At 34.2% G+C, this 6,240-nt stretch carries 4 protein-coding genes and 2 pseudogenes; 1 reads left to right on the top strand and 5 read right to left on the bottom strand.

Translation table 11 applies throughout. The features are described from left to right. Both CSV80_RS17110 and CSV80_RS17105 read right to left on the bottom strand, forming a co-directional pair. A pseudogene (locus CSV80_RS17110) lies at positions 1-306 on the bottom strand (transposase); the annotation flags it as partial. 481 nt (positions 307-787) lie between these two features. Continuing rightward, positions 788-1,132 carry a hypothetical protein gene (locus CSV80_RS17105; protein WP_099671842.1) on the bottom strand — a complete coding sequence of 115 codons (345 nt, stop codon included), beginning with the start codon at positions 1,130-1,132 and terminating at the stop codon, positions 788-790. A 495-nt stretch (positions 1,133-1,627) separates the two neighbouring features. Here CSV80_RS17105 and CSV80_RS17100 point away from each other — a divergent pair. Next, a pseudogene (locus CSV80_RS17100) lies at positions 1,628-2,736 on the top strand (IS3 family transposase). 64 nt (positions 2,737-2,800) lie between these two features. Here the strand turns inward: CSV80_RS17100 and CSV80_RS17095 are convergent. From CSV80_RS17095 to CSV80_RS17085, 3 genes are all read right to left on the bottom strand, one after another. Beyond that, complete coding sequence (locus CSV80_RS17095) at positions 2,801-3,637, bottom strand: restriction endonuclease (RefSeq protein WP_099671836.1); 837 nt, start codon at positions 3,635-3,637, stop codon at positions 2,801-2,803. Continuing rightward, a complete protein-coding gene (locus tag CSV80_RS17090) occupies positions 3,621-5,066 on the bottom strand; it encodes an AIPR family protein (protein WP_099671837.1) in 1,446 nt (481 codons plus the stop codon). The genes CSV80_RS17095 and CSV80_RS17090 overlap by 17 nt, the downstream gene beginning before the upstream one ends. Before the next feature lie 233 nt (positions 5,067-5,299). Further along, positions 5,300-6,076 (bottom strand): hypothetical protein, encoded by a 777-nt coding sequence (locus CSV80_RS17085; RefSeq protein ID WP_099671838.1) that lies wholly within the window; start codon positions 6,074-6,076, stop codon positions 5,300-5,302. Positions 6,077-6,240: the final 164 nt, after the last annotated feature.

Below are 6,240 nucleotides of genomic sequence, written 5' to 3'. Positions count from 1 at the left end.
GGTTGTTTTGAATCACATCTACTTTCGTCCCATAATCAGCGCGGCTTGCTTTAAAATATCATTCTCCATTAGGAGACGTTGATTCTCTTTCCGTAATTTGAGTAATTCATTTTCTTCATCTGTTCGCCGGTCCTTCTCTTTAAACGATCCAGTCGCATTGTGCCGTCTCACCCAATTATCGAAGGATGTAGATGATAGGTCGTACTCGCGAATGATGTCCTTACGCGACTTGCCATTTGCATGTAGCTGAACAATTTGAGTTTTGAATTCTGTCGTGTAGCTCCGTCTTTTTTTATTTCCAGTCATGTAGATCGCCTCATCTCTTTGGTTGTATTCTACAAGACCCTAATTTTATTGTCCAAGTAAGTGTAGCCTATTCATACTTCACCCAGAATCCTGTATAATGTTGTATCGACTTGTCGCTGTACCCTTTTGCCTTGTGTGTCTGTATGTACTGATGGCACTGTTGCCCTTGCTCTATCTATGTATGCGGCTATGTGCTGGCTGTACTGTGATAGTGAGCTGTACAGTGGCACTATTTCACTGGTTATTATTGAGAGTGATTTTTATAGCTAGAGGGGTTAGGCATAAAAAGTTTTGGGGTGCGGTGTCTATCGGGAGCGAGCAAATGGACTTATTGCACAATTTTACCCAATAGTTTTAACCCCTTAGGTTTACTATTTAATTCAAAATTAAACCTCTGTACATGCCCACGCCAGCTGTAAGGAAGGATTTTTGCAAGTATTAAATAAACATCAACCTCAATTTTAACCCCCTATAAATTGATTTATCTTGTTTTATACTTTTCTATCCATTCTTCTAGTTCATAATTCCGAACCATCTGCAACATTTTGAATATACCTTCGCTAGAGGCGTAGCTGCTAATAATATTACCTAAAGTGACTAAACCTGAAAGGCATTTAACTGAATAGATTGTTCCAGTGATTTCTTTGTGCTTTCTAGCTAAGTCTCTAAGTCTAAATCCTAATCTCTTCTGTGAAGTTTCACTAATAATAATATAATTTTCAATATTGATTTCTTTTAATACATCCTCTAATCGTTCCTTGTAACCAGTAAAAATAAAATTGCTTTCTTCATGAATCCATGCTTGCATAATTGGATACTTAGGCATTGTCTATTGTCCACACCCGACCATTTAATACGCTCGTTTCACTTTTATTTGTTACTTTTTTCTCTCTTTTTAATGCTTAATAAATTTCATCAGCTTTATATTTAATGTCCGTTCCAGCCAAATATAATCGATTGCTCCAATAACTAATTAAGATAATTTGGGCATAGCACAGAAATGATCGTTAATACTTTCTTTACCTAACCTAACTTCTTTATTTAATAGATTTATTTTTGATAGTATTATTTTAGATAATATATTTAAGTCTGTATAACTAAGTCTGATTAAAGTAAGTCTGTATAACGTTCAATTTCCGAACTATCGCAAGTACTACTTTTGAACTTGGGTAGTTCATTTTTAAAACTCCCGAACCAGTGATTATTAAAAATGTGATTAAAAAAACTAAGAAATGCTGTCATATTAATAGGCTACACTTACTTGGACAAGAAAATTAGGGCCTTGAAGAATACAACCAAAGAGATGAGTAGAATCTACATGATTGAAAAACGAGCGAGACCTTCCTATACCAAGGAGTTTAAAAATCAAATTGCACAACTTCATGAAAACGGTAAGCCACGTACAGATATCATTCGGGAGTACGACCTAACATCGACTACTTTTAATAATTGGGTGAAGCGTCGCAAAGCGACTGGATCTTTTGAAGAGAAAGACCAGCGAACAGATGAAGAAAATGAATTACTCAAATTACGGAAAGAGAACCAACGTCTCCCAATGGAGAATGATATTTTAAAGCAAGCCGCGCTGATTATGGGACGAAAGTAGATGTGATTCAAAACAACCATCACAAATACTCGGTATCAGCAATGTATGAAGTTCTAGAAATCGCAAGAGGCACGTTCTATTACACTTCCGTTAAACAACCAGAGGATGAAAACCTTCAAAATGATATCAAGAAAGTTTTCAAACAGAGTCGAAATAATTATGGAACGCGCAAAATCAATAAAGAATTGGAGAAGATGAACCGAACGGTTTCTAGACGCTGTATTGGACGCATCATGAAGCAATCAGGACTTTTATCCAACTACACTGTCGCTCAATATAAACCCTTTAAATCAAAAGTGAATGAGGAGCCTGTAAAGAATGTTCTAGCGAGAAATTTTAACGGCCAGGAAGACTCGCTGTGGTGGTAAGTGATTTAACATACGTTAGAGTCACCGGAAGATGGAATTATGTCTGCTTATTTGTTGATCTTTATAATAGGGAAATCATCGGCTACAACGCTGGACCCAAAAAAGACAGCTACGCTTGTATACAAGGCGCTGTCTAGCATTGAACGCAGCTTGGATTACATCCAAATGTTCCATAAAGACCGTGGAAGTGAATTTAAAAATCAACTAATTGACGAAGCTTTAGAAGCTTTTGGCACAGGAAGATCACTGAGCATGAAAGGATCCCCCTACGACAATGCGGTAGCAGAATCGATGTTCAATGTGGTCAAAATAGAATTCATTAAGCAAATGACCTTTTCTTCAATTAGCCAGCTAGGGCGTGAATTACAGGACTATGTGAATTGGTTCAACCGGATTCGAATCCAGGGAACGTTAGATTATCTTACGCCGATTGAGTACCGATTAGGGACCTTATAAAAATTGTCCGATTTAGTGTTGCCAAACCACAATCACTCTTGTTTCCGGCAATAGATAATTTATTTTAATCAAATTTCGCTATGGTAGGAGTCATTAGGAATTCCAAATCATGTTTAGGCATTAACCCAACTTTAAACTCAATTATTAAATCAACAAGTTGATTTCCATTTAGTAAGATGACTCCATGTTCTTCAGCCTTTTCTATTGCTTTATAAGTAAATGTTGAAGTTGAAATAAAATACGATCCCCCTCTATGACTTTGATCCATCGCCCCGATAAAATCTCTTATAGCATTTACACCTATTAAATTATTATCCTCATAGCGTTTTACTTGAATCGGCATAGACCCTTGTTTTAATCTTGTCTTATAAAGATAGCCATCTATGCCACCATCATTGCTTTTTTTAGTTACTTCTCCAAATGGCGCTTCTCCTGAAGTAATGAGAATATTAATAACTAACTCTTCAAATTTGTATTCATTCATATTGATCAAAAGATGCTTAACATATCTTTTTAAGTCTTTTAGATAAATGCTATAGGCTTCATAGAGATGGTTTAAAGACTCAACATGTTCTTTTTCAAACGGATTACCTTTTAGATAAATGTTATCTTCAAGATTTTCTGCAAAGGGAATATTCCAAAGGTTTTCATAGGCAGACTCAGGGCTATTTAAGAGATTAAGACCAGTATGGGTTAGAACAAATAACCCACTTTCTAAAAATTTAACTGCCCCTTTTTCAATACACTTTTCTAATACTGGGCTTATATGAAAATCTTCAATTTCATAATTGAAATCCTCTTTAACTTTGTCAAATAATAAATCTTTAGTAAAACTCTCTTTATTTATATTGTTAATAGTTGATAGCAAAACTTCACTAAAAAAGTTATTTTTCATTTTCATTACTTCCCGTTATAAAACCTTTTGCCTGATCCATTGTCATTAAACAATAGTTCCAATGATCATTACTTTTAGCAACTTTATCCGGCGTTTCTTCTCGGGCTTTAGTAACTATATAACTAATCAATGGTTGTACGATTTCCTCTAATTCACTATGATTATTAGGGTCAAATCCACTAATCCACGTATATTGTCCCTCATCATTTTTCGTAACTAGCATTCGCAAAGAACCAATAATTGGCTGAATTATTCCACCAGGCACCTCATATCTTATGCCATTCTTATCAATAAGTTTGCCATTAGAATAAGTAGTTATATTACGATAAGAGTCAAATAAAGCCTTTTTATCGGATTTAGAAAAACTAATTAAAGCATAATTACCACCGCCAGATGAATTTCCTGATCCTACCTTATTGTAAATTTCCGGGATGTTTTTTTCCAAAAAACTATACACACTAAAAATATCAGGAATTATTTTCTCCATCTTAATATATTCAGAGTCACGCTCTTCTTCAGCTGCAGTCTCAATCTCTGTAATATACGACTTTATAATTTGCTCAGCACCAGATGCCCATTTCATCGGTGGAATTGAAACTTTCCGACTGAATTTTGATAACGTTGAATACATCGGTGTTTTTTCCAAATTGAATAAATCTAACAAACGGATAATATTCTCCACGGGTATCATTTTCAGACCTTCTTCATGCTTTTCGAATTGTCGATATGCTACTCTATCATGAAACGGTAGTTCGGATATTAGTTCTTTTAAGATGTCGAAACCACCTTGCAAGTTCACTATGGATCTAGATAGTACCTGGGCTGAAGTATTCCTTGCTTCAGCGAGTCTAGAAACCCCGTGAAAGTTAACAGTAATTTCAAATCGAACATAGGCATCAAGGTATTCTTCCTTTTTTTTGAAGTTCATAACAGTATCCTTAATAATTTTATACGTATGCCCTCCATCTATATTACCTTCATTTTCTTTATCCATTGTAATTTCAATAACATTCGGAATTACTTCATCCTCACCATTAAAAATAACATTATTTATAAACTTTATCTTATGAGCTACTAATACAATGCCTCTATTTAATAAATAAAATGACTTATTATGTGGTCTTTGATCTTCGGCAATTTCAGTGTTTTTAAGGCTTCGAGCTATTCTACGGGACGGAGTAGATTTTATATTCTGATCACGAGGATTTCTCTTCATGGGAATTAGTGTTTCGTCTCCAAGCCCTAATTCCATAACATGTATAAAAGAAGAATAAATTAACGGGTATTCCCACTCATCTAATTTAGGCATTGAATGATGCTTCGATAAGTATTCATTTAAAAAATGTGGATCGAACATCACCGAAGTTTGGTCATTTTGCAATCTAAGTATGAAATCCTTTTCTGTTTCTTCGAATCTTTTTAAAACAAGCGCCATTGCTAAATCCTCCCTTTGTAAAATCCATAATCTAAGTTTATCCAATACTTCATACTTTTAAAAGCCAGATTTTTTTATTGTTTTTAAGAAAAACGAACGTTTTTCACAGCTGCAATTCCAATAACAACAAATATTTGAGGGATCACATTCCCCTTCATCCTTCATATATACGGAATTTTATCAAAGTGGCTAATTTTATATTATAGTTCAAGAAAAACATTTTATTTTTAAAATTAACTATTTCTATCGGAGTAATGCTTATCGACAATATAGGCATAGGCTAATGGATGATTTTTAACCTTTTCTATGTTATTACGCGAATTTCTTATTGAAGAATATATTAGATCTACAATGGTAATCGTTGCTCCCGCATATACGTAATTATCCTCTGCACCCAATATCATAGTCCCTGCTGCTGTAAGTTGCAAAATACCGCTATAACTAAGTAATCCCCACTTATTTTCCATTTTTTCAGAAATAGAACGCTTTTCTTCCTCAATAAAGCTACAGAACTCGTTAGTCATTTCACTTTTATATTGCTCGGGTGCTAAATCTATTTTTAAAAGCTCAGCTTCTATATACCTACGAAATTCTTTCAGTTGTGTTTCATGTTTTTGTTTAAATGTATATAAATCATTCACACTTTTCAATTTCCTAGGTGTAGGAAATATATTGTTTATAACGATTCTTCTCAAACTCTCTCGATTGATTTTGTTTATTTGGATTTGGCTTCCGATTGAACTTTTCATTCCTAAATTAAACTTTTTATCTGATATTGGCTGACTATTTCTTTCGTGGCCAATTAAAGCAGCTAGATAAAACATAAAATCATTTGCTACTGACCTGTGCATATGGAACCAACCATTTGTTTGATTCGCAAGACCCATACTCTCCAGTTCATATCCTAAGTTTCCCATTTTTTCAATATGAATTTTAGTAACATACGTCAACTCACCATTTCTTCTTTTATAACCTTCTTTCATTGCTGCATATTTTTCATCAACAAACATCAAAAAGTTCTTCTCAAAATCTACGAATTTCACTAGTGTCGCGTTAAAATAATATCTCTTGTTGTTGAATTCTGAATACTCTCTAATTAATCTTTTCCACAAAAAAATCCTTTATAATGGGTTGGAGGCAGTAATCCATCCAAATCCAATATAAAGGACTCACT

Source organism: Sporosarcina sp. P12(2017), assembly GCF_002743035.1.
Taxonomy (GTDB): Bacteria; Bacillota; Bacilli; order Bacillales_A; family Planococcaceae; genus Sporosarcina; species Sporosarcina ureae.
This window is presented reverse-complemented; position numbering and strand designations above follow the sequence as displayed.